Annotated in this window: 22 protein-coding genes; 12 read left to right on the top strand and 10 right to left on the bottom strand. The window is 31.5% G+C overall.

The features are described from left to right. Window positions 1-78: 78 nt before the first annotated feature. Both GN138_RS02225 and ettA read left to right on the top strand, forming a co-directional pair. Window positions 79-261, top strand: a complete 183-nt coding sequence (locus tag GN138_RS02225) for a CAL67264 family membrane protein (protein ID WP_157361696.1) — start codon at window positions 79-81, stop codon at window positions 259-261. Between the two features lie 47 nt (window positions 262-308). Next, window positions 309-2,000: an energy-dependent translational throttle protein EttA gene (gene ettA / locus GN138_RS02220; RefSeq protein WP_157361694.1), complete on the top strand. Its 1,692-nt coding sequence runs from the start codon at window positions 309-311 to the stop codon at window positions 1,998-2,000. Window positions 2,001-2,054: 54 nt separating this feature from the next. Here the strand turns inward: ettA and GN138_RS02215 are convergent, their stop codons facing one another. Further along, on the bottom strand, window positions 2,055-2,222 hold the full coding sequence (locus tag GN138_RS02215; RefSeq protein ID WP_157361692.1) for a hypothetical protein: 168 nt from the start codon (window positions 2,220-2,222) through the stop codon (window positions 2,055-2,057). Between the two features lie 609 nt (window positions 2,223-2,831). On the opposite strand from GN138_RS02215, the gene GN138_RS02210 reads away from it, so the two are divergent. The 8 genes from GN138_RS02210 to GN138_RS02175 all read left to right on the top strand — a co-directional run bounded on the left by GN138_RS02210 (window position 2,832) and on the right by GN138_RS02175 (window position 13,130). Beyond that, on the top strand, window positions 2,832-4,178 hold the full coding sequence (locus tag GN138_RS02210; protein ID WP_157361690.1) for a microtubule-binding protein: 1,347 nt from the start codon (window positions 2,832-2,834) through the stop codon (window positions 4,176-4,178). A 147-nt stretch (window positions 4,179-4,325) separates the two neighbouring features. After that, window positions 4,326-5,369: a hypothetical protein gene (locus GN138_RS02205; RefSeq protein WP_157361688.1), complete on the top strand. Its 1,044-nt coding sequence runs from the start codon at window positions 4,326-4,328 to the stop codon at window positions 5,367-5,369. 80 nt (window positions 5,370-5,449) lie between these two features. Beyond that, complete coding sequence (locus GN138_RS02200; RefSeq protein WP_157361686.1) at window positions 5,450-7,411, top strand: AAA family ATPase; 1,962 nt, start codon at window positions 5,450-5,452, stop codon at window positions 7,409-7,411. 2 nt (window positions 7,412-7,413) lie between these two features. Next, window positions 7,414-8,742 (top strand): hypothetical protein, encoded by a 1,329-nt coding sequence (locus GN138_RS02195; protein ID WP_157361684.1) that lies wholly within the window; start codon window positions 7,414-7,416, stop codon window positions 8,740-8,742. Between the two features lie 14 nt (window positions 8,743-8,756). Further along, window positions 8,757-9,341, top strand: a complete 585-nt coding sequence (locus tag GN138_RS02190; RefSeq protein WP_157361682.1) for an NUDIX domain-containing protein — start codon at window positions 8,757-8,759, stop codon at window positions 9,339-9,341. Window position 9,342: 1 nt separating this feature from the next. Next, on the top strand, window positions 9,343-10,578 hold the full coding sequence (locus GN138_RS02185; RefSeq protein ID WP_157361680.1) for a DUF6638 family protein: 1,236 nt from the start codon (window positions 9,343-9,345) through the stop codon (window positions 10,576-10,578). A gap of 198 nt (window positions 10,579-10,776) precedes the next feature. Then, window positions 10,777-11,304, top strand: a complete 528-nt coding sequence (locus GN138_RS02180; RefSeq protein ID WP_231743021.1) for a hypothetical protein — start codon at window positions 10,777-10,779, stop codon at window positions 11,302-11,304. A gap of 128 nt (window positions 11,305-11,432) precedes the next feature. Beyond that, window positions 11,433-13,130 (top strand): hypothetical protein, encoded by a 1,698-nt coding sequence (locus GN138_RS02175; RefSeq protein ID WP_157361678.1) that lies wholly within the window; start codon window positions 11,433-11,435, stop codon window positions 13,128-13,130. A gap of 147 nt (window positions 13,131-13,277) precedes the next feature. Here GN138_RS02175 and GN138_RS02170 read toward each other — a convergent pair whose 3' ends face one another. Then, on the bottom strand, window positions 13,278-13,742 hold the full coding sequence (locus GN138_RS02170) for a GNAT family N-acetyltransferase (protein ID WP_157361676.1): 465 nt from the start codon (window positions 13,740-13,742) through the stop codon (window positions 13,278-13,280). Further along, window positions 13,732-14,751 (bottom strand): formimidoylglutamase, encoded by a 1,020-nt coding sequence (locus GN138_RS02165; RefSeq protein ID WP_157361675.1) that lies wholly within the window; start codon window positions 14,749-14,751, stop codon window positions 13,732-13,734. The genes GN138_RS02170 and GN138_RS02165 overlap by 11 nt, the downstream gene beginning before the upstream one ends. Before the next feature lie 107 nt (window positions 14,752-14,858). Here GN138_RS02165 and GN138_RS02160 point away from each other — a divergent pair, with 107 nt between their 5' ends. Beyond that, window positions 14,859-15,746, top strand: a complete 888-nt coding sequence (locus GN138_RS02160; RefSeq protein WP_157361672.1) for a chromosome partitioning protein ParA — start codon at window positions 14,859-14,861, stop codon at window positions 15,744-15,746. Window positions 15,747-15,828: 82 nt separating this feature from the next. On the opposite strand, the gene hutI is transcribed toward GN138_RS02160, so the two are convergent. The 6 genes from hutI to GN138_RS02130 form a co-directional block, all read right to left on the bottom strand. After that, window positions 15,829-17,067 carry an imidazolonepropionase gene (hutI, locus tag GN138_RS02155; RefSeq protein WP_157361671.1) on the bottom strand — a complete coding sequence of 413 codons (1,239 nt, stop codon included), beginning with the start codon at window positions 17,065-17,067 and terminating at the stop codon, window positions 15,829-15,831. 169 nt (window positions 17,068-17,236) lie between these two features. After that, on the bottom strand, window positions 17,237-18,634 hold the full coding sequence (gene fumC / locus GN138_RS02150) for a class II fumarate hydratase (protein WP_157361669.1): 1,398 nt from the start codon (window positions 18,632-18,634) through the stop codon (window positions 17,237-17,239). Window positions 18,635-18,845: 211 nt separating this feature from the next. Next, window positions 18,846-19,979: an MBL fold metallo-hydrolase gene (locus GN138_RS02145; RefSeq protein ID WP_231743020.1), complete on the bottom strand. Its 1,134-nt coding sequence runs from the start codon at window positions 19,977-19,979 to the stop codon at window positions 18,846-18,848. An 86-nt stretch (window positions 19,980-20,065) separates the two neighbouring features. Beyond that, window positions 20,066-20,827: an RDD family protein gene (locus GN138_RS02140; RefSeq protein ID WP_157361667.1), complete on the bottom strand. Its 762-nt coding sequence runs from the start codon at window positions 20,825-20,827 to the stop codon at window positions 20,066-20,068. A gap of 246 nt (window positions 20,828-21,073) precedes the next feature. Then, complete coding sequence (locus GN138_RS02135) at window positions 21,074-21,748, bottom strand: ABC transporter ATP-binding protein (protein ID WP_157361666.1); 675 nt, start codon at window positions 21,746-21,748, stop codon at window positions 21,074-21,076. Window positions 21,749-21,788: 40 nt separating this feature from the next. Then, entirely contained in the window at window positions 21,789-24,146 is a 2,358-nt protein-coding gene (locus GN138_RS02130) for a DUF5916 domain-containing protein (RefSeq protein ID WP_231743019.1), read from the bottom strand. Window positions 24,147-24,435: 289 nt separating this feature from the next. On the opposite strand from GN138_RS02130, the gene GN138_RS02125 reads away from it, so the two are divergent. Beyond that, on the top strand, window positions 24,436-24,702 hold the full coding sequence (locus tag GN138_RS02125) for a hypothetical protein (protein WP_157361664.1): 267 nt from the start codon (window positions 24,436-24,438) through the stop codon (window positions 24,700-24,702). Window positions 24,703-24,763: 61 nt separating this feature from the next. Here GN138_RS02125 and GN138_RS02120 read toward each other — a convergent pair whose 3' ends face one another. Beyond that, the gene (locus GN138_RS02120; protein WP_157361663.1) at window positions 24,764-25,330 is read right to left on the bottom strand and encodes a type 1 periplasmic binding fold superfamily protein; all 567 of its coding nucleotides are present in this window, start codon (window positions 25,328-25,330) and stop codon (window positions 24,764-24,766) included. Window positions 25,331-25,342: the final 12 nt, after the last annotated feature.

Genomic DNA, 25,342 nt, shown 5'->3' with positions numbered 1-25,342 from the left:
CACAAATAGTGATGCTTTTTTTATTTAAAATGCGATATTTGTAATACAACTAACTACTAAAACTTAAAGAATAAGAATATGGCGATGAATAAAAATACAGTACTGTCTTGGGCAACATGGATTATGATATTTGTGGGATTAGGATTAATTGCACTTGGTGCATTTAGATATGATGACGTTGCAGGTTGGGGATTTGCAGCAGTTGGTGGAGGTTTTTTCTGTATTGCTTGGGTGTTTAATGCCTTAAAAGGAAGAGTGTAATTAACCTTTTAATTTTAAATTGATTAAATAAACTTTAAACTAAAAAAATGAGTGACGATAAAAAAGTAATTTTTGCCATGTCTGGCTTAACTAAGACATTTTCAGGAGCAAATACACCAGTATTAAAAAATATATATTTAAGCTTCTTCTACGGCGCTAAAATAGGTATTCTTGGTCTTAACGGATCAGGTAAATCAACTTTGTTAAAAATTATTGCTGGAGTAGATAAAAACTATCAAGGTGATGTGGTATTTCAACCAGGTTATACAGTAGGTTATTTAGAGCAAGAACCGCAATTAGATGATGACAAAACGGTAATGGAAGTTGTACGAGAAGGTGCTGCAGAAACTGTTGCCATTTTAGATGAATATAACAGTATAAACGAGCAATTTGGTTTGGAGGAAGTTTATAGTGATGCGGATAAGATGGAAAAGCTAATGAACCGTCAAGCAGAACTACAGGATCAAATTGATGCTGCAGGAGCTTGGGAATTAGATACCAAATTAGAAATTGCTATGGATGCTCTGCGCACACCAGATGGTGATAAAAAGATTGGTGTACTTTCTGGAGGTGAGCGTCGCCGTGTCGCATTATGTCGTTTATTATTACAAGAGCCAGACGTTTTACTATTAGATGAGCCCACCAACCATTTAGATGCAGAATCTGTACATTGGTTAGAACATCATTTAGCACAATATAAAGGTACCGTAATTGCTGTAACTCACGATAGATACTTTCTAGATAATGTAGCAGGATGGATTTTAGAACTCGATAGAGGTGAAGGTATCCCATGGAAAGGAAACTACTCGTCTTGGTTAGACCAAAAATCTAAGCGTATGGCACAAGAGAGTAAATCAGCGTCTAAACGTCAAAAAACATTAGAACGAGAGCTCGATTGGGTACGTCAAGGCGCAAAAGGAAGACAAACAAAGCAAAAAGCACGTTTAAAGAACTATGATAAATTAATGAGTCAGGATCAAAAACAGCTCGATGAGAAATTAGAAATCTACATACCAAATGGTCCGCGTTTAGGTACCAATGTAATTGAAGCTGCAGGTGTTGCAAAAGCCTATGACGATAAATTATTATACGACGATTTAAACTTTAATTTACCTCAAGCTGGTATTGTTGGTGTTATTGGTCCAAATGGTGCTGGTAAAACTACAATATTTAAGATGATAATGGGAGAGGAGAATCCAGATAAAGGCGAGTTTAAAGTAGGTGAAACAGCTAAGATTGCATACGTTGACCAAAAGCACTCAAATATTGATCCAGAAAAAACAATTTGGCAAAACTTTAGTGATGAGCAAGAGTTGGTGATGATGGGAGGAAAGGAAGTAAATTCTAGAGCCTATTTAAGTCGATTTAATTTCTCTGGAGGTGAACAAAATAAAAAGGTAAAATTGTTGTCAGGTGGAGAGCGAAACCGTTTACATTTGGCTATGACACTAAAAGAAGAAGGTAACGTATTACTATTAGATGAGCCTACCAATGATTTAGATGTAAATACCTTAAGAGCTTTAGAGGAAGGTTTAGAGAACTTTGCAGGTTGTGCCGTAGTTATTAGTCACGATAGATGGTTTTTAGACAGAATATGCACCCATATTTTAGCGTTCGAAGGTGATTCTCAGGTTTATTTCTTTGAAGGAGGATTTAGTGACTATGAAGAAAATAAGAAGAAGCGATTAGGGGGTGACCTAATGCCAAAACGTATTAAGTACAAAAAGTTGGTGAGGTAATTTAAATTACCTAATAAAATAAAAATAGCCAGCAAATTGCTGGCTATTTTTATTTTATAAATTACGTTCTAAATCTTTAATTTTAGCTTTAAGTTTTCGGTTTTTTAAAAACTGTAAAAACCATAATATTATCATAGTTACAAGCGCTACCGATAAAATACTAATTAATTTATTAGTTGTGTTTTCACTGGTTTTTATGGATGTTCTTATAAATTCAATCATTCCAAATATTTGTTAGCTTTCTCCATATAAATGACCGCTTGGTGTTCCATCATCAGAATTTTCATAGTCTTTAAATGCATTGGTTTGCATTAACTTTTTATTTTCTGCTTTTAGCTTATACATTTTTAATATTGCAAAAATAATAAGAACAAAAAAAACGGTAGCTACTGCAATCAAAATCATGGTTAGTTGCGTGGTTGTAACAATCAGAGGCTTAGGGAGTAGGTTACTATTCATGGTGTTGTTTATATAGAATTGGGCTTGTAGAGTGCTAAGATATATAATTATATTTTCTTAAACCTTTAATTTTAAATTATTTACGAAAAAAATACGAAAATTTCATCGTTTAAATGTAGTTAAAAGTCGACGAATAACAGTGTTTTTAAGGTTTATTTAAGGTTTTATGCTTTCAATCTTTCTCAAATTATAATGAACATTTTTTTAATGTAAAAAGAATTATGTAATGGATTTCTTGAATTATTTTGAATTAGACTGTAACATTTTTAATTATTAATCTACCTATATTTTAGTAAGTAAAGTTTTTATAGTCTTAAAAAATTACCGAAATTGTTATCCTTAAATTGTTCAACTTAATAACACTACACAAATATGTCTGATGATTTTGATTTATTAGAAACCAATTCCAATGAAAAAACAGCTAAAGTCGATGTAAATTGGGGAAAAGCTATTGACCAAATGAAGTCTAAATTGGCTCAAGAAGATGATCCAGAAAGCCGTCAGAAGATATTAAATGCAACATTAGATAATGTTGTAGACATGGCTGAAAAAGACAGAACAACATTATTAGATGCCATAAAAGACTTAACAGATTACCAAGATGAAGTTGGTATTATGTTTGAAGGTTTTTCGGCTTTAAACGCAGAAGAACAAAAAGTAATTGACGATGCAGTAAAACGTTTAGAACGTGCTAAGGTAAAACTTGAAGACGCCAATAATAAACCAGATACATGGTGGAATAATCTTTGGGGTCGAAAAAGCAAGATTAAAGATGCAGAGGCAGAACTTAAAAATGCTCAAAAAGAACGTGATGCATCAGATAATAAAGCAAAAGCCATGTTTCAGCAACGTATTGAGACTGCCGATGTACAAACCTTGTTAAATGAATTGTCATTTAAAAGTCAAGCAGCTATTAAACGTTTAAAGGACAGAGAAATTGAAATAAAAGAAGTTGAAGAGAGTTTAAAAACAGCCATTGTTGAAGCCTCTAACAACCACACCAAAGCACTTCAAAAGAAAAAAGAAGTAGAGGACAAGTTAGAAGAACAATATGCATTGTTAAAACAAGCACGTCAAGCATTAGAAGAAGTTGCGGATAAGCAATCTACAGAATATTCAGATGCCTTAGGTAAAGTAACTACGTTAGAGCAAAAGGTTGAAGAATTAGAAGGTCTTAAAAATGCTTATACAACCTTAGCGGCTTCAAAAGATAGTTTCGTTCACAAACATAACCTTACAATTAAAGTTCTTACATCGTTACGTAGTAATTTACAAACGCATAGAGCAAAATTAAAGAGTGATACTGATGAGCGTCTAAAATATTATGACGGTTACGTTGTAGCTTTAAAAGCACGTACAGACCAAGAATTTGCAGCTATTTTAGAACACTTAGGTGTTAAAACTGATGAGCATATTGGAGAAACTTTAGCAGCAATGCATACAGCAAGTGCTAAAGCACGTCAAGAAATGATGGACAATATTCCAGTGCACGAAAAAGTGATGCAAGGTGTCTATGGAAGTTATGCTGAAGCATTACAAGAAATTAGAGAAAAGGATAAGTCTATTCAGTCTAATTTTGCGGACCGTTACGGCATTGATATGAAAGAAATTTTTGAAGATTATTACGCAGCAGACGGAAACGCACCAGTAAATGACGGAGCAGGTGAACCAGCAGATTCACCGAAGCCAGAAGCTAGTGACGACGACCTTTTAGGATAAAAATTAGTGAGCAGTCTTCAGTATTCAGTTGGCAGTAAAATCGTGACTGAATACTGTTGCTACACACTAAAACTTCAATAACTTTTTAAATACGTTTTGGGTATTCGTAGATTACTGTAAACTGAATACTGCCAACTACCAACCAGAATGATAGTTACACCCTTAGATTCCGCAATATTAGATTCCAAAGAACAGTATGTGTTCTATCACAAAATGATAGATTTCACATTAAAGGAACTTATTGTTGCTGTACAAGAAAAACAATTACTAAACAACCAAGAAGTTCAATTATTTAAACAATACAGTGATTTATTATTGTATTCAATTGAAGCCATGCGTGTAAAATACATGTATGACGAAGAGGAAAACATGAAAGTGGATTTAACCGATTCTGGATTTCCAAATTATCTTGAGTTTAGATATTTGTTTAATGATTTGGAATTACGTGAAGAGTATCTGGGTAAACTTACAGATGTAGAAACTCTAAAGGACGAATTTTTAGACACGCTAATGCGGAAAAAAGAGCCAATTGCAAAACGCAAACTCTTTCAAGCATCATCAATTGTTTATTATACATCGGCAAAAAAAGAATATATTTTTAATCGTTTTGTACAAGGTAAAATAATGCAAGTGTCAGAAAATGCCGAGGCAGACTATTTGGTAAGTTGGAGCTTTTATGATGTTACACACAACAGACCATACATTTGCTATATGTATTTTAATTATGACGGTAAAAATGTGCAAGATTATAAAGATGAAATCTATTCTATTCTTAAAACTGTAGCAGATCGCGATATGAATCTAGATACCATGGCTTATGCTATAGATAAGCGTTTGCCAAAAGTGTTTCCTAAGCACATAAGACGTGTAGATTTAGGACCAATACACAATGTATTTGCTAAAGACGAAAACAAAGTAACACATGCCATTTTGCAAAGTATAGCGAGTAAAGAAGTGCCTTTAGAATCTTATGCTATATCATTTAAAATAGACGAATTAAAATCTAGTAGCGAATTTAGAGAAGGCAGTTTTTTTAGTAAACAAACCTTTCAAAAATGGGATACAATTTTTAGACAACGCTATGTATTTGCACCACATAGAATTATACAATTACTTTATAATAAAACACCAGAGATTATGAATAAGTTGGCGATGTCGCCTATTCAAATTTCGGAACTAAATACAAAATAAGTTTAACGTTAGAAGATTGTAGCTCAAAAATTAGAGTGATAAAACTTCTCACTTTTTACTTTTCACTTATAACTTAACCAATGGAACACAACTCAACTTTCCCTATAAAACAAAATGAATTAGACATGCTTCGAGATGAAGCAACAACATATCTAAAATCTATTCAATGGGAACAAAGTCAACGCGCAAAAAATAAAGATGCAGATGCTAAAGACGAATCTATTTTATTGTATTTGTCTAGAGCCAATAACGGAAGTAACGTTAATGTTACTTCAGTTTCTAAAACCATTTTAGCCTTAAAAAAGCGTTTATTACCAGAGTCTGTGGCACTTCCTATTTATTTAAATCAAACGTTATATGCCGTGCAAGAAGCTATAACGCTTGGTATTTGGATTAAAGATTCATTTTATGATGCTTCAGGATTATCGAGTTTAAGTGAAAATAAATCTGCTTTAGATAGCTCAGGAAGACGAGAATACGAAAGTAAAATGCATACAGCAACGGCTTTTATGCTATTTTCAACAGCGTATAAAGTTCTTCACGATTTAAAACCACATGCTTCAGATGATTTATCTGTAATGAAACAGAAATTTGCAGGCATACCAGAAGTATCATTTTTAACACCTTTAAAAGGAATTTCTTGTCAGTTATTTTATTACGATAAATATTTAGGGCATCCTGAAATTATAAAGTCAGACAAAGATGTTATTGATTTTACAGTCGTTTATTTTGAAGCGTTAATAGACGAAATTCAACTTAGAAAAAGTAGTTTAGAATACACCGAAACCATAGTTGATAGAACTTATAAATTAGAAAATTCAGAATTTGCAGTATCTGGCTGGGAAAATTCATTTTCTGGCACAGCAAAGAGTATAGAATTTAATAAAATTCAGTTTGAGCAAATTGTAGGTAACAGAGATGCTAAACATTTTGCACGTCGTTTAACAGAGCGCTTATTAAGTTACGATATAGAAGCAAAGAAAAACCCATTTCAAGAATTAGGTGGATTTATGCCAGTTTTTATGGGTTACGGTATTCCTGGTACAGGTAAAAGTATGTTAATTGCAGCAATTGCAACCCGATTAAAAGAACATTCAGATAATTTAGATATTCCATTTTTATTCCACCCAATGCCAGATACGTTGATTAGTACGTTTCAAGGTGGTTCTGCCGAAAAAATGGTAGAGTGGATGAAGCCATTGCAAGACCCAACAAAATTAATTTTTGCGCCAATAGATGATGCCGAAAACAATTTGCAAGAACGTACAGCACAAGGCGTTTCTGCAGGAGTAAAAGAAGTAATTGGTGTGTTTTTAAGATATACAGAAGGCGCTTATGCTGTAAATTATGGTAACAGTTCTATTGGTTTATTTACCAATTTGCCAGAAATGTTAGATAAAGCCGTAATTTCTAGAGTGCAAGGCAGATTTAAAATAGATGGTGCACGCACTGAGCACGATTTTGTTGATCAAGATTACATTTGGTGGAAAAAGTTAAATGATACTATGCCAGATTTTGTAAACATGAATGATCCAGAAGTGTATAAATATTTGTCAGACCAAGGGTTAGCCAGCAGTATGGGAGACATTCTTAATACCATTGAAAAACCTTCAGAAGCAAGAGTACATGATACTTTTGATAAAGTAGAAAAGCTTCATCAAGAGACGGATCATATGTTTTATGCAGCGTTATATAAAGAAATTCAGAAAATATTTCCGTTTTTCTCTTCAAGAGATGTAAGAAATATTCAATCTGCTATTTCATTGCGTCTTACGGATTTTGATTTAGAACAAGATTGGTTTGAAAATCCTGAAACGTATTTCAAAAAAGATTACGAGACTAAATTTAATATGCTTCAAGAATTAATGAAATCTAATATGAAAGGTTTAAACTTTTCAGATATTAGAAGACAAGAAGTAATAAGATATTTAGATAACGTAGCAACCATTGCAGATACAGACTTTAAACGAAAAGTAGATGCTAGAGTAAACCAAATGAATATTGAAACTAAGGCTCGCGAGCAATTTGGTATTAAAGGCTAAAAATGGAAGAGAACGCAAATAAAGAAATAGAAATAAATGAAGTGGTCAAAGCGCCTACTAAAGGTTGGTTGCAGCGACTAAAAGATGAAAGCTGGGAAGCTGAATTGCTAGTCTCTGCCATTGCTATTTTTGGGATATTTCAGATGTTTGATGTTATTGATTGGGGAACAAATAAGTTTATTAACATATTAAATCCTAGTCAATATTTAGTGGGTTATGCCATTTTATTTATAGGATTATTTGCCATAAGTATTTTGGCATCAATGTTTGTAATTCATTTTTTTCTTCGTGCGTATTGGATTGGTTTAGTAGGCTTAAATTCTGTTTTTCCAGATTACAGTATAGAAGATAGTGCCTATTCAAAAATATATACAGAGAAGATTCTTTCTATTCTTCCAAAATTAGAAGACTCAATAAAAAAAGTAGATGAGCTGTGTAGCGTTATTTTTTCGGCAGCATTTACGTTTTTATTGATGTATGCTTACATGGCTTTAATGGCTTGTCTTTACCTGCTGTTATTTAATTTGTTATCAGGTTTTATACCTACACTAATTCTTTTAATTCCATTAGTTTTATTTATTGGAGCCATGATGTTTCAAATAATTATTGGTACCATAGCTAATTTGAAGAAAAATAGAGAAAAAGAAAGTCTTCAGGTTTTATATTTTAAAGCTGTAAAATATACCTCACTGATTATGATTGGACCTTTGTATAAGTCCATTCTGCAAGTATCAATGATATTTGGTTCTAATTTTAAGAAGAACAAATCCCTTGCTTATTTAATGCTGTCGTTTTTAGTTGTTGGAATGCCCTTGGCTATTATTCAAATGAATAAAACTAACATTCCGTATTTAATTAAAACAGGAATTGGAGTAGAAGACGACGAATTAAAAATAGACCCAAATTACTATGCGTCAGAAAATACAAGCAGCACATTTCTTTTAGCACCAGAAATTGCTTCAGATGTTATTAAATCTAAAGTAATTAAAGTCTTTATACCCATTTTTGATAATGAAAAGAAGCTGAGAGAAGGCACTTGCGAAACTTATAAAGAGGATGAAAATTTAACCAAATCAGAACAACGAAAAGCGAGTGGTTTAAGTTTTTTAAATTGCTATAAAACGTATAATACAGTATTTTTAAATGATGAAAAAGTAGATGCCAATTTCTTAAAATATAAGCATCCAATAACAAAACAATTTGGAGTTATAGGTTATGTATCGTTAAAAGATGCAACCTTCGGAATGCAGACTATTACTATTAAAAAAGAATATAGCAAGGATAATGTAAAGTCTTGGTCAATTCCTTTTTATTATACCGAAAACAATTAGAAACAAGCCTTTAAATGAATAATAACCTTAAAAATATTACTAAAACTAACCTGTCGAAAGAATGGGCAACATTAGATAGAATAGATTACGATTTTCAATTTAAAAATGGTGATTGGAAACGTTTGTCTAGAGAATGCTATAATCGTGGTAATGGTGCGGCAATTTTGTTATATAATTCTTTAAAAGGAACGGTTATATTAACAAAACAATTTCGTATGCCAATCTATGAGCAAAACAAAGAAGAAGGCATGTCTATTGAAGTATGTGCTGGTGCTATTGATAACAGTGACGAGCCTTTAGAAACTATTATTAGAGAGACAGAAGAAGAAGTTGGTTATAAAATTAACAACGCCAAACAAGTACTCACGGCATATACATCACCAGGTGCATTAACAGAAAAAATGTTTTTATTTGTTGCGGAATATAGTGAGGAGATGCAAATAAACGAAGGTGGTGGTTTAGAAAGTGAAAATGAAGAAATAGAAGTTTTAGAATTATCGTTTTCTAAAGCTATTAAAATGGTCAAAGACCAAGAAATTATTGACGCAAAAACAATAATGTTATTGCAGTTTGCGCAGTTAAATAATTTGTTAGACTAAGATGCAAAAATTAAAAAAAGCACATTTATATAGAAGTGAACTAATTCCGGTGAGTGGCAAACTGGTAGAGCGCTATAATAAATGCTTAAAAACCTTAGGTTTTAAAGAAACTAAACTAAAATCATTTTCTATTGACGGTATTGGTTGGAGCCCAGAGGTAGCAGACGAAAAAGAAAATGTACATTACCTAAATCATGGTGATGCTAATCCGCATGGCATTATTATTTCACCATTACAAAAAGGAAAACCGGTGTATTTGCCATTTCATTCTTTTGATAAAGAAATGATGCAACATGTGTTTAGAACTCATGGACCAAAAATTAATGATATCACAAGAGATTCTGCCATTTGTATCGATTTTGACCAAGATATTGATGTCTTTTACGAACCATTAGACGTGCTTAAATACAAGAATGTTAGTATAACATTTCGTCTAATAGATAATCTTGAAGACAAACAAAAAGAACAATTAAAACTCATTGATAAATTTAGAACTGAAAATAATTTTATTGATGAGCGTATTCATCAACAATTATTAGACTCTGCCACAACTTATGGAGACTTAAGAGACAGAGATTTAAGTTTACATCCTTTGCATTATTCTACAGGTTCTTTTTTTACAAGAGCATTTGGAGGTGTTTATTTGCTTAGAGATTTTATAAAGCCAATTATAATTTTTGAAAATTTAGACCATTATAAAGAAGCTATAAAAGATACTGTTTATGATATTTTAATCTATCATATCTCGCAGCCAGAATTAGTAGAAAAACTGAAAAGCCATCTAATTATAGACTGTGATTTAGAACAGGTTGTAGATACACCTAATTATAACAGAATTAAAAAGTTTGAATTATATCAGTTTTTAAAGGAAACAGAACATCCTATTAAAGATATATTAGATAATAAAGTACTGTTTAAGAGTTACTTAAATAAAATTGATATAAAAGCGCGTAAACAAGTGATGAGTGTAGAATTATATCTCGAAAAACTAGAACGTAGCAATGCCTATAAAATTGAAGATATAGTAGACCAACAATTGTATTTTGCATTGCATCAGCCACATTCTTCGCTTTCAGCAGAGCACAGAGACTTAATACACAAATTATTAATAAACATTGCACCAAAAGACGTTTTGTTCTTGTACTGGTACGATAAAGAACAGTTTTATAAGAGTTATGACACTTGGGACGACTCTTTTAAAGATTGGGTAATTGAAAGAATCCGTAACAATATCTAATAATTTTAGACTAATTTTATAACAGCTGTCATTCCGCAATTGATGCGGAATCCAATAAATGAAAATAAATTGTTATCAAAGGAAGGTTGATTTAATTAGATAAGGTCATATTAAATTGGTTAGATTATTTCAAGGAATGAAATTTGTAATAGATTTTAAGACCTAGAACAGAATGACAAAAAACTAAAAACATAAAAAATGATGTCACTAGAAATAATAGCTTTTGTAGCTTCAATACTATTCGGAATTGTATTGTATTGGAGAGAATCTAAAAGCAATAAAGTATATAAGTTTTTCAACAAACTTTTTTATTCTAAAGATTTACAAATGGATGCCAATAGTAAAAAAGGTTTCTTATATCAACAATCTTTCTTAATGCGGTTGGTCTATATTGCTGTACTATTTTTAGTAGGTATACTTATTACTAGATTTTTAATTCCTATAGATTTAATGACCATTTCTTTATTTGCATCTAGTATGTTTGGTACTTTATTAGGAACTTATTTAGCAAATTTTGTGTTTAAATCGTCTGAAGTTATAGATGAAAAAGGAGATTCATTACTAGATGCCGTTAAGGACACTGTAGAAAAAGGAAAAGAGTTTATACAAGATTTAGAAACAAAAGAAAGTACTAAAGATGTAGAAATAGAGCAAGAGATAAAAGCGAAGCCTAAAGTAGAAAAACAAAGTGCACGTGACCGATTAAAAGATAAGGGTCTTATGTAATACCAAGTGTTTTTTCTAAGTTAATTTAAATATGATATTACATATACGTTACACTATATGTAATACGGATTTGAAAAAAGATGTTTAATAAATAAAGATTTCTGTCAAGTCAGGAATTACAAACAATTATGATTAAAAGTTATTGGAATAAAGGAGGAAAACAAAAAGTAATTACAATTTTCGTAGTCTTGCTATTATTAGTGCTATTATTCTTTTTTAGAGACGATTACCAGCCAGCTTTATTATTTATACGTAAATATATTTTTATAATTATAATCAGTGCATTGGTTTTAATCTTAGGCTTAAGAAAATTCAGAAATTCATCTAGTATTGGTACACGTTTAGGTATGTTAGCTTTGCTTATTGGTTTTTTCGGTATATTATATACAGTTGGTTGGCATTTAAAAATGTACGATTACATGAAAACCTATAATGTATTCAATAGCTTAAATAAAGTTGAAATAAATGAATTACCACTAACACAAAATGAACGTATACAACCACTTAGAAATATATTTTCTATGGCCAATGAAAGTGTTGGAGAAACAAAAGATGTCTCATTACCACATTTGGTGCGCATTGGTACTGAAAATAAATGGACAATGGCCATTCAGCCAAGTGAAAAGTATGTTATGCAACAAATGAGTGATAATACAGAAGAAGTATTTGCAGTAAGCAGTACAACACCTTTTCCGCGTTTTTCTAACGAAAATAGAATTTCTGTAACCTTCTCAATTGGAGAATCTTTAAAGTTTAGCAGAAATACATATAATGCAGTAGTACAGCGTTTTAATCCTTGGATGTTATTTAATTACGAGCCAAGTGATACATTTTACATGAAAAATGATGATGGCAAATGGGTAGAAGTAGTAAGTTTAATTAAATGGAAAGGTTTCTTTTTTCCTTATCCATCATTTGGAGGAGTAATGATTATTGAAAGTGGTGAACATGATATGAATGATTATTTAGAGCGTATCACAATCGGTAAAGGAACTTTTGTAAGTCCAGAAGAAATTAAAAATCATCCGTTTTTAAATAAACAAAATACCTTAGCAGAAGAAGTGTCTCAGTTACAAGCAGAATCATTAAAGTTCTTAGGAGGTTTTAGCGACCCTTTACCATGGAACATGGAAACAGCGGTAAAAATCCCAATGATGCCTAAAGATCAAAATCAACAACCGTATGTTACTGATTTTGATTTTGCAGGTTCTAATTCAGATGCTTTTAGTGGTTTGTACCATTGGTTTGGTTTGGAGCCAGTAGGAGAAGAGCGTACTAGTTTAAGTTATAGTGTATTTATTCCGGCAGACGGAACAGATAGACTGTACTACTTTGATCACGCTTCTAAAAAACAAGGTTATGCAGGTGTTTCTGCTATGCCTTTAAAAGTAAAAGAATCTAGGAAAGAATACGATTGGTCAGCTAATACACCTGTAGAATTTAGACCATATATAAAAAATATAGCAGGAAGAAAGCGCATGTTTTTCTTAGGAACAGTATCTTCTATTAGCGAAAAAAACGCTAAGCAATTTGACGGTTCTGCTACACCAGATTTAGTTTTAATTGATAGTGAATATAGAGATGTTATTTGGATAGACGTTAAGCATCCTAGTACTTGGGACGAGGAAGTTTATAACCAATTAAACGAAGCATGGAGAGCAAGTGAAGGTATTGGTTATTATTACAAAGAAGTGCCAAAAGATGAAGATGTTATGGAACAGCAAATGGATTCCATAATGAGTATACCTAAAATTGAAGATAATACAGATAAAATAGATGCGCTTCAACGTCAATTAGATTCGTTAAAAGCATTAGGCGGACAATAAAATATTTAGTTTTATAGTATTTAGACCTGTCAAGTTTTTTAAACCTGACAGGTTTTTTTAGCAATAAGATATTACTCATTTTATTTATGCATTACAGCAATTATATCTATTGTTGTCTTAAATTTGTTTCAGATTTAGATGATAAAACTAAAATTCTATAAACATCTTTATATCACAGCGTTCATAAGGACAATTTTCTTCAACCTTAATTTCCACAAAACCATATTTTCTATATAAATAAATTGCATTTTCTAATTTTCTACTTGAATAGAGTAGAAGGCCTTTTAAATTTTTAGTTTTACCAAAATCAATACAGTGTTGCAATAATTGCTGACCAATTTTTTGTCCGCGTTTTTCTGGTAATACGGCCATTTTTGTTAATTCAAAAAAGCCAGTTTCAGTTGTTGGCATTAAAGCAGCAGTACCTACAACTTTATCATTTTTTAATACAAAGAAAATATAGCCGCCTTTATCAATTATATAGGTGATGGGGTTACTTAATACGTCTTTATCATAAGATTCTACGTAAAAATGTGCTTTGAGCCATTCAATATTTAAATTGTAGAAATCTTGGGTGTATTCTGGTTTAAAATCAATAATTTTAATTGCCATTTGCTCTAATAAAATCTGTTATGAGGTACGTAATTAGTTTACCAACTTTAGTATTGGTTTTCTTTGTTGGTGCTGCTTCGCAAATGTGAATGTAGGTTACGTTTTTATGTTTTCCAAAATAATTAACGAATTGTCTAGCCTGTTTAACGCTAAATCCACTTGGTGATTTTGCACTACTTGGTATGTTTTCTATAGCATCGCAATCTATTTCAATACCAAAATAGCTTTCTGAGACATGGTCTAATGCAGATTTCATTTCGGGTTTAAAGTCAACCTCGTTTCTTACTTCAATAGACTCATATGTATTGTATTTAATGGACTTTACTTTTTTCATCTTTTTAAGTAAAGCATCAGACGTATAGTTTTCATGCAGACCAAAAACAAAATAATTTTTTAAAAAACCTTCAGCATAAGCATAACTAAAACCATTGCCACTGTGTCTGCCTTCTTCTGCTCTAAAATCTGAATGTGCATCAAAATTAACCACATTAATTCTTTTGTTAAGCGCTAAAGCACTTCCTTTTAAATTTCCATAAGCATTATTGTGCCCTCCACCAATTACAATTGGGATTTTTTTAGCTTTTACTATAGAGGCTACAATTTGTGTAACATCTTTATCAATGGTATTAACAAAATTTCTAATTTTTGAAAGTTCTTTCTTTTTAGATCTATCTAAAGCTAACAAAGTTTCACGTTGTTCATTATACATTAAACACCCTAAGATTAAAATGCGTTTTGGAGTGGTAAAATCGTTATTCTGTATATTTAACAAAATTTTTATTGTGGCTTCCCAAGTCTTGTAAGTTCCTGTTTGTCCGAAGTTTCCGTATACGCCAACGTCTTCTGCAATACCAAATAATACATAGTCAACGTCTAAATTAACAATATCATCGTATATGTTAGTGAGATTAGGTAATACCTGAATATGTTCTCCAAATTTTGATTCACCTTTACGTTTATTTAAAAGCTGTTGTTTTTCTTTTTCTGTAAATACTATAAGATGATTCATTTGGACGAATAATTAAATAATAGAATAAAAATACAGTTTTATTTAATTACATTGATCTCAAATTAATTATAAAACAACAATTAATAATACCTAAAATCAGATAATTTATGGAAGGTACACAAAAATCAAATACCGCGTTAAAAGTTGGCTTAGCAATATTGGCTGTATTGTTCTTAGTCACTGCATTTTATACATCTAAGTTGTATAATGAAAAACAAGAAAATGAAAAACTATTAGTTAGCGAAAAGCAACAGGTTTTAAATGACCTTAATAATTTAGCTAAGGATTATGATGAAGCAATTGCAGAAAGCGAAATTAAAAATGAAGATTTAATTGCAGCTAGAGAACGTATTCAAGGTTTAATGGATTCTTTAAAAATATCTCAAAGTAGCGTTAACAGTTTATGGAGATATAAGAAGAAGTACCAAGCGTTAGAAGAAGAAATGGAAATTTTATTAGCTGAGAACGACCGTTTAAAAGTAGAGAATGAATATTTAGCAACATCTTTAGACAGTACTCAGGTACAATTAGCAGAGCGTACTATGTTTACAGATTCTCTATTAGTGCAAAACACACAATTGGCTACTGTTGTTAAAGATGCAGCAGCGTTACAAACTGTTGGTTTAGTTGGTATGGGAGTTATTGAAAGAAGTAGTGGTAAGCAAATACCAACAGAGAGAGCTAGTAGAAGTGATAAGCTTAAAGTTTGTTTTACTGTTGCTAAAAATACGCTAACAGAAGCTGGTGATAAAGAACTTTACGTACAAGTTATAGACCCATTAAATAATGTACTTGGAGCTAACGGTCAAATTAATTTTGACGATCAAGTACTTAACTATAGCTTAATTAGTAGGTTTAATTATGAGAATAGAAACTTAAATATTTGTGAGTATATAGATGAACTTCAAGACTCCAAATTTGAAAAAGGTCGTTATAAAATAAATGTTTTTAACGATAAGGCATTAATTTCTGCATCAGAGTTTACTTTGAAATAAGGGGATTAATTAATTGATTAATAGGTAAAATCCAGAAGTGAACTTCTGGATTTTTTTGTTTTATTATATTTAAAAATTGATATTAATTTAATAATTGACCATTTATAATAACCTGTTCAATTGGGTTATGTGCAAATCCATATGGAATTTCACTGTAATGATTCATGGGCTTTGTAATTAATAAATTTGCTTTTTTTCCTCTGGTAATACTTCCATACATATTACTAATTCCCATTGCATATGCACCATTTATAGTTGCTGCATTAATGGCTTCCTCTGGTGTCATTTTCATTTTTACACAAGCAGAACTTACAATAAAATTCATATTTCCGCTAGGTGCAGAACCTGGGTTGTAATCTGTTGCTATTGCTAACGGTAAACCAGCATCTATTATATCTCTAGCTTTTGTATATGGTATTCCTAAAAAGTAGGAGCAACCCGGTAAAGCTACAGGTATTGTGTTGCTTCCTTTTAAAGCTTCAATATCCTTATCATTAAGTTCTTCTAAATGGTCTACCGATAAAGCATTGTACTCAACACCAAGTGCAATACCTCCTAAAATATTAAACTGATTAACATGTATTTTAGGTTGAAGATTATAGGCTTTTGCAGCTGCTAAAATGGCTTCGGTCTCTTTTAAATTAAAATAACCTTTTTCACAAAATACATCTATATAATGAACAATGTTGAGTTGTGAAGCCTTCGGAATTAATTCTTCAATAATTAATTTAATATACTCTTGTTTTTTAGATTTATATTCAGCCGGAATAGCATGTGCAGCAAGTAACGTAGGAATAATGACTGCCAAACTTTCTTGCTTAATTCGTTTTATAACCCTAAGCATTTTTAATTCTGCTTCTACAGTTAGTCCGTAACCGGTTTTAATTTCTACGGCTCCAGTTCCCATAGCAATTAATTCATTTAATCGTTTTATAGATTGCTCAAATAACTCATCTTCTGATGTGTCTTGTAAAACCTTTGCGGAATTTAAAATGCCACCACCTTTATTTGCAATTTCCTCATAAGATAATCCATTAATTCTATCTACAAATTCTGATGTTCTATCGCCAGCATAAACAATATGAGAATGTGAGTCGCACCAAGAAGGTAACACAATTTTTCCGGCAGCGTCAATAGTAATATCTGCTTCTATAGGTCTATAATCTTCCATTTTACCAAACTCAATAATTGTATCGTGGTCTATATATACATACGCGTCTTCAATTATAGAGAGTGTTTTCATTTCTTCACCTTTTAGGATAGTGACATTAGACTCATGTGCTTGTAAAAGTTGTTTAATATTTAAAATGAGGGTTGACATATTGGTTGGTGTTTTTGTAAAGATTGTTAAAATTTTGAACAAAAAAAAACACTAATAGCAATTTATTAGTGTTTTTTTTATGAATTGTGGTTATATTCTTGATTTATTTCAAAATAAATATTTTAAAATTATCCATTTTTACTAAAATAAGAAACACTTTTAATTCTATTTATTTTAAGCTTCCAACCATGTTTTCTGGTTTTACCCATTCGTCATAATCTTCGGCAGAAACGTAACCTAAATTAACAGCTTCTTCTTTTAATGTGGTGCCATTTTTATGCGCTGTGTTTGCAATTTCTGCAGCTTTGTAATATCCTATTTTAGTATTTAATGCGGTAACTAGCATTAAAGAATTGTTTAATAATTCTGTTATAACTTTATGATTTGGTTCTATACCGCTAGCGCAGTGTTCTTCAAAACTTACACAAGCGTCACCAATTAATTGCGCAGATTGTAAAATATTTGCTGCCATCATTGGTTTAAAAACATTTAGCTCATAATGGCCTTGTGTACCACCAACGGAAATGGCTACGTCATTACCTATTACTTGAGCGCATACCATAGTCATAGCCTCACATTGTGTAGGGTTTACTTTCCCTGGCATAATAGAACTACCAGGCTCGTTTGCAGGTATTATTATTTCACCAATACCAGAACGTGGTCCTGAGGCCATCATTCTTATATCATTCGCAATTTTGTTTAATGATACTGCAATTTGTTTTAAAGCGCCATGAGTTTCTACAATGGCATCATGAGCTGCTAAAGCTTCAAATTTATTTTCCGCAGTTACAAAAGGTAATTCTGTAAAATCTGCAATATATTTTGCTACTAAAACATCGTAACCTTCTGGTGTATTTAATCCTGTACCAACAGCTGTTCCACCTAATGCTAATTCACTTAAATGTGCTAAAGTATGTTCTAAGGCTTTTAAGCCATGATCTAATTGAGACACATACCCAGAAAACTCTTGACCTAAGGTTAAAGGTGTAGCATCCATTAAGTGTGTACGACCAATTTTTACTACGGATTTAAATTCTATAGATTTTTTATGTAATGTATTTCTAAGTTGAATAATCCCTGGAATAGTAGTTTCTACTACTTTTTTATAAGCAGCAATATGCATGCCTGTAGGAAATGTGTCATTAGAAGATTGTGACTTGTTTACATCATCGTTTGGTTGAATTGTTTTTTCACCTTCTCCAATTACTTTCCCAGCAATTTGATGAGCTCGGTTAGCAACAACTTCATTAACATTCATGTTACTTTGAGTACCTGAACCAGTTTGCCAAATGACTAAAGGAAACTGATCGTTGTGTTTGCCCTCTAAAATTTCATCACATACTGTAGCAATTAAATCTCGTTTTTCTTTAGATAAAACATTTAAATCACAATTAGCAAATGCAGCTGCTTTTTTTAAGTATGCAAAACCATATACAATCTCTAAAGGCATAGAGGCAGAAGGTCCTATTTTAAAATTATTACGAGAACGTTCAGTTTGCGCTCCCCAAAGTTTTTCGGCAGGTACTTTTACCTCACCCATTGTGTCTTTTTCTATACGGAAATTCATTTGTAATATATTTTTAGCTCTTACAAATTTAAGGGTTTTGTAAGATTTAAGTGCTAATTATTGTGGTTTTATTTAACAGTTTTACAGTTGAAAAGTTGGCAAGATGCTGTTATCAATTAATCTGATTTTTAGCTTTGTCCGCGTTAAAATATATATGTACTTCTATGAGGCTATTTATTTGAGCAATTCTTTGATGTAAATAAAGATAAGATTATAAACCTATCCACCAATCCGTGTACGTGTTGGTAGAATCTTTTACCATTATTTGTTCACCAATTCTGGGTGTAATAACCTCAAGATTTAATTCTTTTGCTTTCTTAGTAACACGCTTTATTGGGTCTGTCCATTCATGTAATGCTAACTTGAATCCTGCCCAATGAATTGGCATTATTTTGTTGGCTTTTACATCAATTCCGGCTTGTGCTGTTTCTTCTGGCATCATGTGTATGTCAGACCATTTTTCGTTGTATTGACCGCACTCCATAAGTGCTAAATCAAAAGGGCCATATTTTTCACCTATCTCTTTAAAATGATTAGCATAACCACTGTCTCCACTAAAATAAATGTTTTCGGTTTTAGATTGAATAACCCAAGAACTCCATAAGGTACTTTGTCCATTATTCATTTTACGACCAGAAAAATGTTGAGCAGGAGTGCAGACTAAATTTAAACCTTTAAACTCTGTATTTTGCCACCAATCTAATTCTGTAATTTTATGAGATGGTACATTCCAAGCTTTTAAATGTGTGCTTAAGCCTAATGGTACATAAAAATGTTTGGTTTTATCTTTAATTTTTAAAATTGATTTATAATCTAAATGATCATAATGATCGTGCGAAAAAATAACGGCATCAATTTCTGGTAGTTTTGCGATTTCTAAAGGAAATTCTTTATTAAACCGATTACCACCTAAAATATCTAAAGGAGCTGCCACTTTGCTAAACATTGGGTCTAGTAGAATTGTTTTGCCATCTATTTGTAATAAAAAAGAAGAATGCCCAAACCAAACCATTCTAGCTTGGCCTGTATAATTTGCAATAGTTGTAGAATCTATTTTAACTGCTTTTAAGTCTTCTTTTGGCCTTCCGTTAGGCACTTTTGTAGTAAAAAAAGCATACACCAATTTCATAGTTTCGGTAAAACTTAAATCTTTAGGAACCGGATTTGTATTATTAAATTTTCCATCTCTAAATTGTTCAGATTTTGCATAGACAGCTTTTTGTTTTTTAGAAACATCGCCACCAAAACTAGGGTAGAAGTTAGTAAAAGCAAAGTACGTTATTACCAATAAGCCAATTATAATTAAGGTTGTAATCATTATTCGTTTTAAAATATTTTTAATCATTTTACTAAATTCTAGAGCAAAATTATACGAGTTAAAGATGTTTAGTTGGATTTTAATTACTGATTGTAAAATACAAAATACCGAATTTAATTATTAATATCTATCAATTGCCAGTCTTCGTTTGGTTGTTTGGTTAAGTAAACATCTACGTTTACATCTTTTTCAATTCCTTTAACTGTAATTGATAGTTGGGCTTTACCAAAACCATTAGTTATATTTATGCTACCAGAAGGCATAATTCCATAACCTGTTATTCCTCCTGTTTCTTCTAAAATAAGTTTGTTCTGTTCTATGTTTTCTACAGCTACTTTGTAGGCATCAGAGTTTTTCATTACAGAGCCAATAAAAATTACCAAAAAAGTAATGAAAATTAAACCAGCTAAAATTAAAGCAAGTATTCTTGGAGTTTTACTTGGTTTGTGAGGATTTTTAACTACGCGAGTTTTTGCTATATTATCTCCTAAACGTTTTTTCTCATTGCTAGATGCAAGAACAATAAATTCTACAGGCCAAATGATTAAAAAGATATTTCTAATGAATAATTTACCTATTGAGGGTACAACTTCAGGATTGTCTTCATCTCTAACCATAATACCAAAAATCCATTTGCCAATACTGATGCCATTAATTGAATCTTTACCGAAATAAATAGTAAAACCTAACAATAATGTTGTTAACATTACTGCTGTTATTTTAGAGAAATCAGGGTTATTTAAATAATCTGGACCTAATATTAAAAACGTAATAGAAACGATTAAAAATGTTATTACAAAATGATCTATTAAAAAGGCTGCAATTCGTCTTTTTCTACTTGCTAATTGGTATTGAAAGCCTGAGGTTTTTTGCATGTTTAATGAGGTTGAACCAATTTTAATAAAATAATAAGGAGGGTTGCTGTTAAAACTTTTTAGAATTTTTGAAAGCGCATTTAATATCTGCTACTTATTTGTATGTAAATATATTTATAATTTTAAAATTCATTGATAGAATTAAAGCTTATAATTAACTCACCTTTGAGAGAAGTTATAGTTTTTAAACTTTTTAAGGGCAAATAGAATAGACGAACGGAGAATGTTTCTGTTAGTTTAGTTTTATTAAGCCATTATTTTACCATCAACCATAGTAAGTTTTCTGTCTGCCATAGCAGCTAATTCTTGGTTGTGTGTAACAATAACAAATGTTTGATTAAACTCATCTCTCAGTTTAAAAAATAAATTGTGTAATTGCTCAGCAGACTCGCTATCCAAGTTACCAGATGGTTCATCTGCAAAAATAATATTAGGTTTATTAATTAAGGCTCTGGCTACAGCAACACGCTGTTGTTCTCCACCAGACATACTGTTTGGTTTATGGTGAATTCTATCTTTTAAGCCTAAATAGTTTAATAATTCTATAGCACGTTTTTCTGCCTCTGCTTTTGGTGTGTTATTAATAAAAGCAGGAATACAAACGTTCTCTAATGCAGTAAATTCTGGCAGTAATTGGTGAAATTGAAAGATAAAGCCAATATTTTTATTTCTAAATTTAGCTAAAGCTTTGTCGTTTAATGTTTTTATAGATTCGTTATTAATAATGAGTTCAGTATCTGCATAATAATCTGGCTTATCTAAAGTACCTAAAATTTGAAGTAATGTTGTTTTACCAGCACCAGAAGCACCAACAATAGAGATAACTTCACCTTCTAAAATGTTTAAATCTACACCTTTTAAAACTTGAAGTTCTTTATAGGCTTTCTTTATTTGTTTGGCGGAAATAACTGTTTTACTCATACGCTGTGAAAGTAATACTTAATGTAATAACACGCAATATTTAGGATGCGGATTTGTTATTTTTAAAAACAGATTTTAGACCATTGAAGTCTATAAAATACTGAACTCGTAAAGACAACGTGTGTTGTATTGGTTGGTCAAATAAATTATTTAATGTATCAGTGTAACTCTCTTCGGCTAAGGTATCTCTGTTAAAAAGCTGATTTCTGTAAAGAGCAGTTAAAAAACTACCAGGAGCAAATTGCCATGAATAACTAAAATCAATATTCCATGTACTGAAATTAATATTAGGACTATCTCCAATATTATCAAAAGAATAACCAGATGCTGTAGTTAATAAGCCATTATCTAACAGGGTAAAAAAATCATTATCATATTTTACAGTATCCCAGTAATGTCTAAAGGTTAATGCTAAAGTATTTAAAGGGTTAAAGGTGTAATTTGCAGAAACACTATTGGTTAAACTATGCCTATTGCGTTCTCCAAAAATAGGTTGGTCATCTACAAAAGTGGCATAACCTCTAGAGCCATTAGATACATTTAATGCTGCAGAATAAATAAGTAAAAATTTATCGTTAAACCTAAACCTTGGACTTAATGTTAAGTTATAGCCAAATAAGTCTCTGCCATCTTCAAATATCTTAAAAGAATTAGCGTTAATATCAAACGCAAATTTTTTATTATAATTAGAGGAATAATAACCACCTGCGCTAGCTAAATTTTCATATATAAAGGCTCTTCCGTCCCTAGATTCAAAATAATCATATTGTTTACCTGGTTCAAAATCTGCCCAAAAGCCATAGTTATTTAGTCCTTTATTTTGTGCATTAAATTCAGCACCAAAATTAGTACCTGTAAATGTTCCTGGATTTGCTAGATTTTCATAGTTTACATATGCATTAACGCTATAGCTATTTAAATTACCTTTGGGTTCAAAAATCTGATACGAGATATCTGCTCCAAAATTGTTATAATTATTTCTGTAAATTAGTCCAAGGTCATTGATGTTATATTTGGTATCTGCAAAACTATGATCAAAACTATATCTTAAATTACCATGAGTTTTACCTACATAAATGAAGGTGCTGTAACCCGTTTCTAGTTCGCTATTTTGGTAATTAACATTGCTCATTTTTAACTGAGGCACAATTCTGTAGGTGTTTCTTTTGTTTTTAATATCACCAACTAAGGCAGTGGCATTACCATCTCTAAAATTGCCTTCTCTTAAAACATTGGTATTAATTAAACCAATAGAAGAATTACCGTTAAATTGTTTGTCTACAACAAGGATATTATAATTGGCAAATGGCTCCACAACTTCTTTTCTTGATTCTTGTGTATCTGTATTTGTAATGGTTGCGTATGTTTTTTCAGTTATAGCATTAAAAAGGCCAATACCAAGTCCGTCTTTTGTTCTTCCGGAGACTTTTATAGCATTTAAAACTTTTACCTCGTTTGGAATGCTAGCTTCTTCATTATCTGCTAAATTGAGTTGACCGCTAGGACTATTTCCAATTCGTCTAGAAAAAAATAAATCACCTTTAGAAAATAAATCCACACCTTCAGTAAAAAATTGTCGTTGCTCTGAGAAGGTTTGTTCAAAAGGCCCTAGGTTAAGGGTAATATTATCAAAACCAGCTTGACTAAAATCTGGAACCAATGTTGCATCTAAAGTGAAATTATCTGTAATACCATATTTTACGTCCATACCAAAGGTTAAATCAGTATCTGTATCACCATCATAATTATTAATTAGACCTGTAGAAAATGGATAAAGATTTAATCTCACAGGAGGTTTAATATTATCTAATCCTTTTAATTCTCCATGGTATAGACCAACATAACCTTGTGTTGGATCTAAGGGATTCCAAGTATATTGTGAGCGCAAACGTCTAAAATGTCTATGGAATTGAATGCCCCAAGTAGGTTCTTTTTGATCGGCAAATCTTAATGCTCTATAAGGTATTTTCATTTCTAATGCCCAACCATCATCGTTAATTTTAACCGCACTTTCCCAAACGGCATTCCAACCATAATCTTCGCCAATTGTTGGGTTTGCAATAGCATCTGCTTGCTGGCCAGAACTAAAAACTACGAAGTATGTATCGTTTTGAGAATCGTTATTAGGATTTAAAGCCACTAAAAAAAAATCACTTTGCCCAAAGTTATCTCTAGCTGTTAGTTGTTTCATTATTTTTGATGGGTCATCATAGAGATATGCGGCAATGTAAATAGCATTATCATCGTAAGAAAGTTTTACTTCGGTTCGTTCTTCATTTGGTAGTTTATTGCCAATTTCGGGTCTAATTTGAGTGAAATTTGTGGCAATTTCAGCATTTTTCCAAACGTTATCATCTAAAATACCATCTATCTTAGGAGCGTTTTGCGTACGTTCCATTTGAAGCGATTTTTTTTCCTGTGAGAAAATACAAAGTGTTAAAATAAAGTAAAGTAGGAGTGAAAGGTGCGAACGTAAGTTCATAATTGATTGATTTCTTATGATTGATATAACTATATAGATGCAATTATTTAGCGGTTGTTACACTTATATAATGACAAATCTAACTTTAGATGTTAGGCTTATATCTTAATTATATGTTAAATCCTAGTTTTTAGAAACTGTTGTAACTGATGCCTTCTATATTTTGGAACACTTATTGCTTTAACATGGGTAATAAATATGATATATGAATAAATACAAAATACTTGGACTTGGCTTATTGTTAGATGCTTTGGGCTATGTCTCTTTTATAATACCTGGAGTAGGTGAGTTTTCTGACATAATTTGGGCACCTATTTCGGCATGGTTAATGACAAAACTATATGCTGGCAAAGCTGGTAAGATTGCAGGTGTAATTACTTTAATTGAAGAAGGTTTACCTGGCTTAGATGTTATACCTACATTTACGATAATGTGGTTTTATACTTATGTTTTTAAAAAGGAAAATGTTTAAATTTATGATATAAAAAAAGCACTCAACTGAGTGCTTTTTTTAACTGTATTACAAACTATATTTATTGTACCTCGATATCAAACGTTACTTCTACGTCAGTACTACCACCAGCTCCTTCTGACGTTCCATCATTTGGTTTAGTTGGTTCGTGCTTTAAGATAATTGTTAATGTACCAGTAGCAGCATCACCTGTTTCTAAAGTAGAGGTAATTCCTATTGGGTTTCCATCTTCGTCAACATCTGTTTTAGTAACAACGATATCACTGATAGATGATGTAATAAAGAATTCGTGTTCATCACCTTCTTCTTCAACTTCTTCTGTAATATCTTCAGCTGGATCTTCTGTTTCATTTAATAATTCAATTTCACCAGTGTATATTGTATTTGCCATTAATGGCCCAGAAATTGTGTAAGTTGGTAAAGCACTTCCGTCGCCATCGACATCTTGAAATTCTAAAGTAACAATGTCAGTACCGTTAGTAAGTTCATAAGTAACTGTAGTAATTAATTCTTCTTCGTGATCGTGGTCATCACCATCATCATCGCTAGAACAACTTACTATTGTTAAACTAGAAATAAATAATAATGCTAATAATTTAATTGTTTTAATTGATTGTAAATTTTTCATTTTTTTCATTTT

The sequence above is a fragment of the Winogradskyella endarachnes genome (assembly GCF_009741275.1).
GTDB lineage: Bacteria > Bacteroidota > Bacteroidia > Flavobacteriales > Flavobacteriaceae > Winogradskyella > Winogradskyella endarachnes.
The sequence above is the reverse complement of the archived record's forward strand: the minus strand, read 5'-3'. Positions and strand labels throughout refer to the sequence as shown.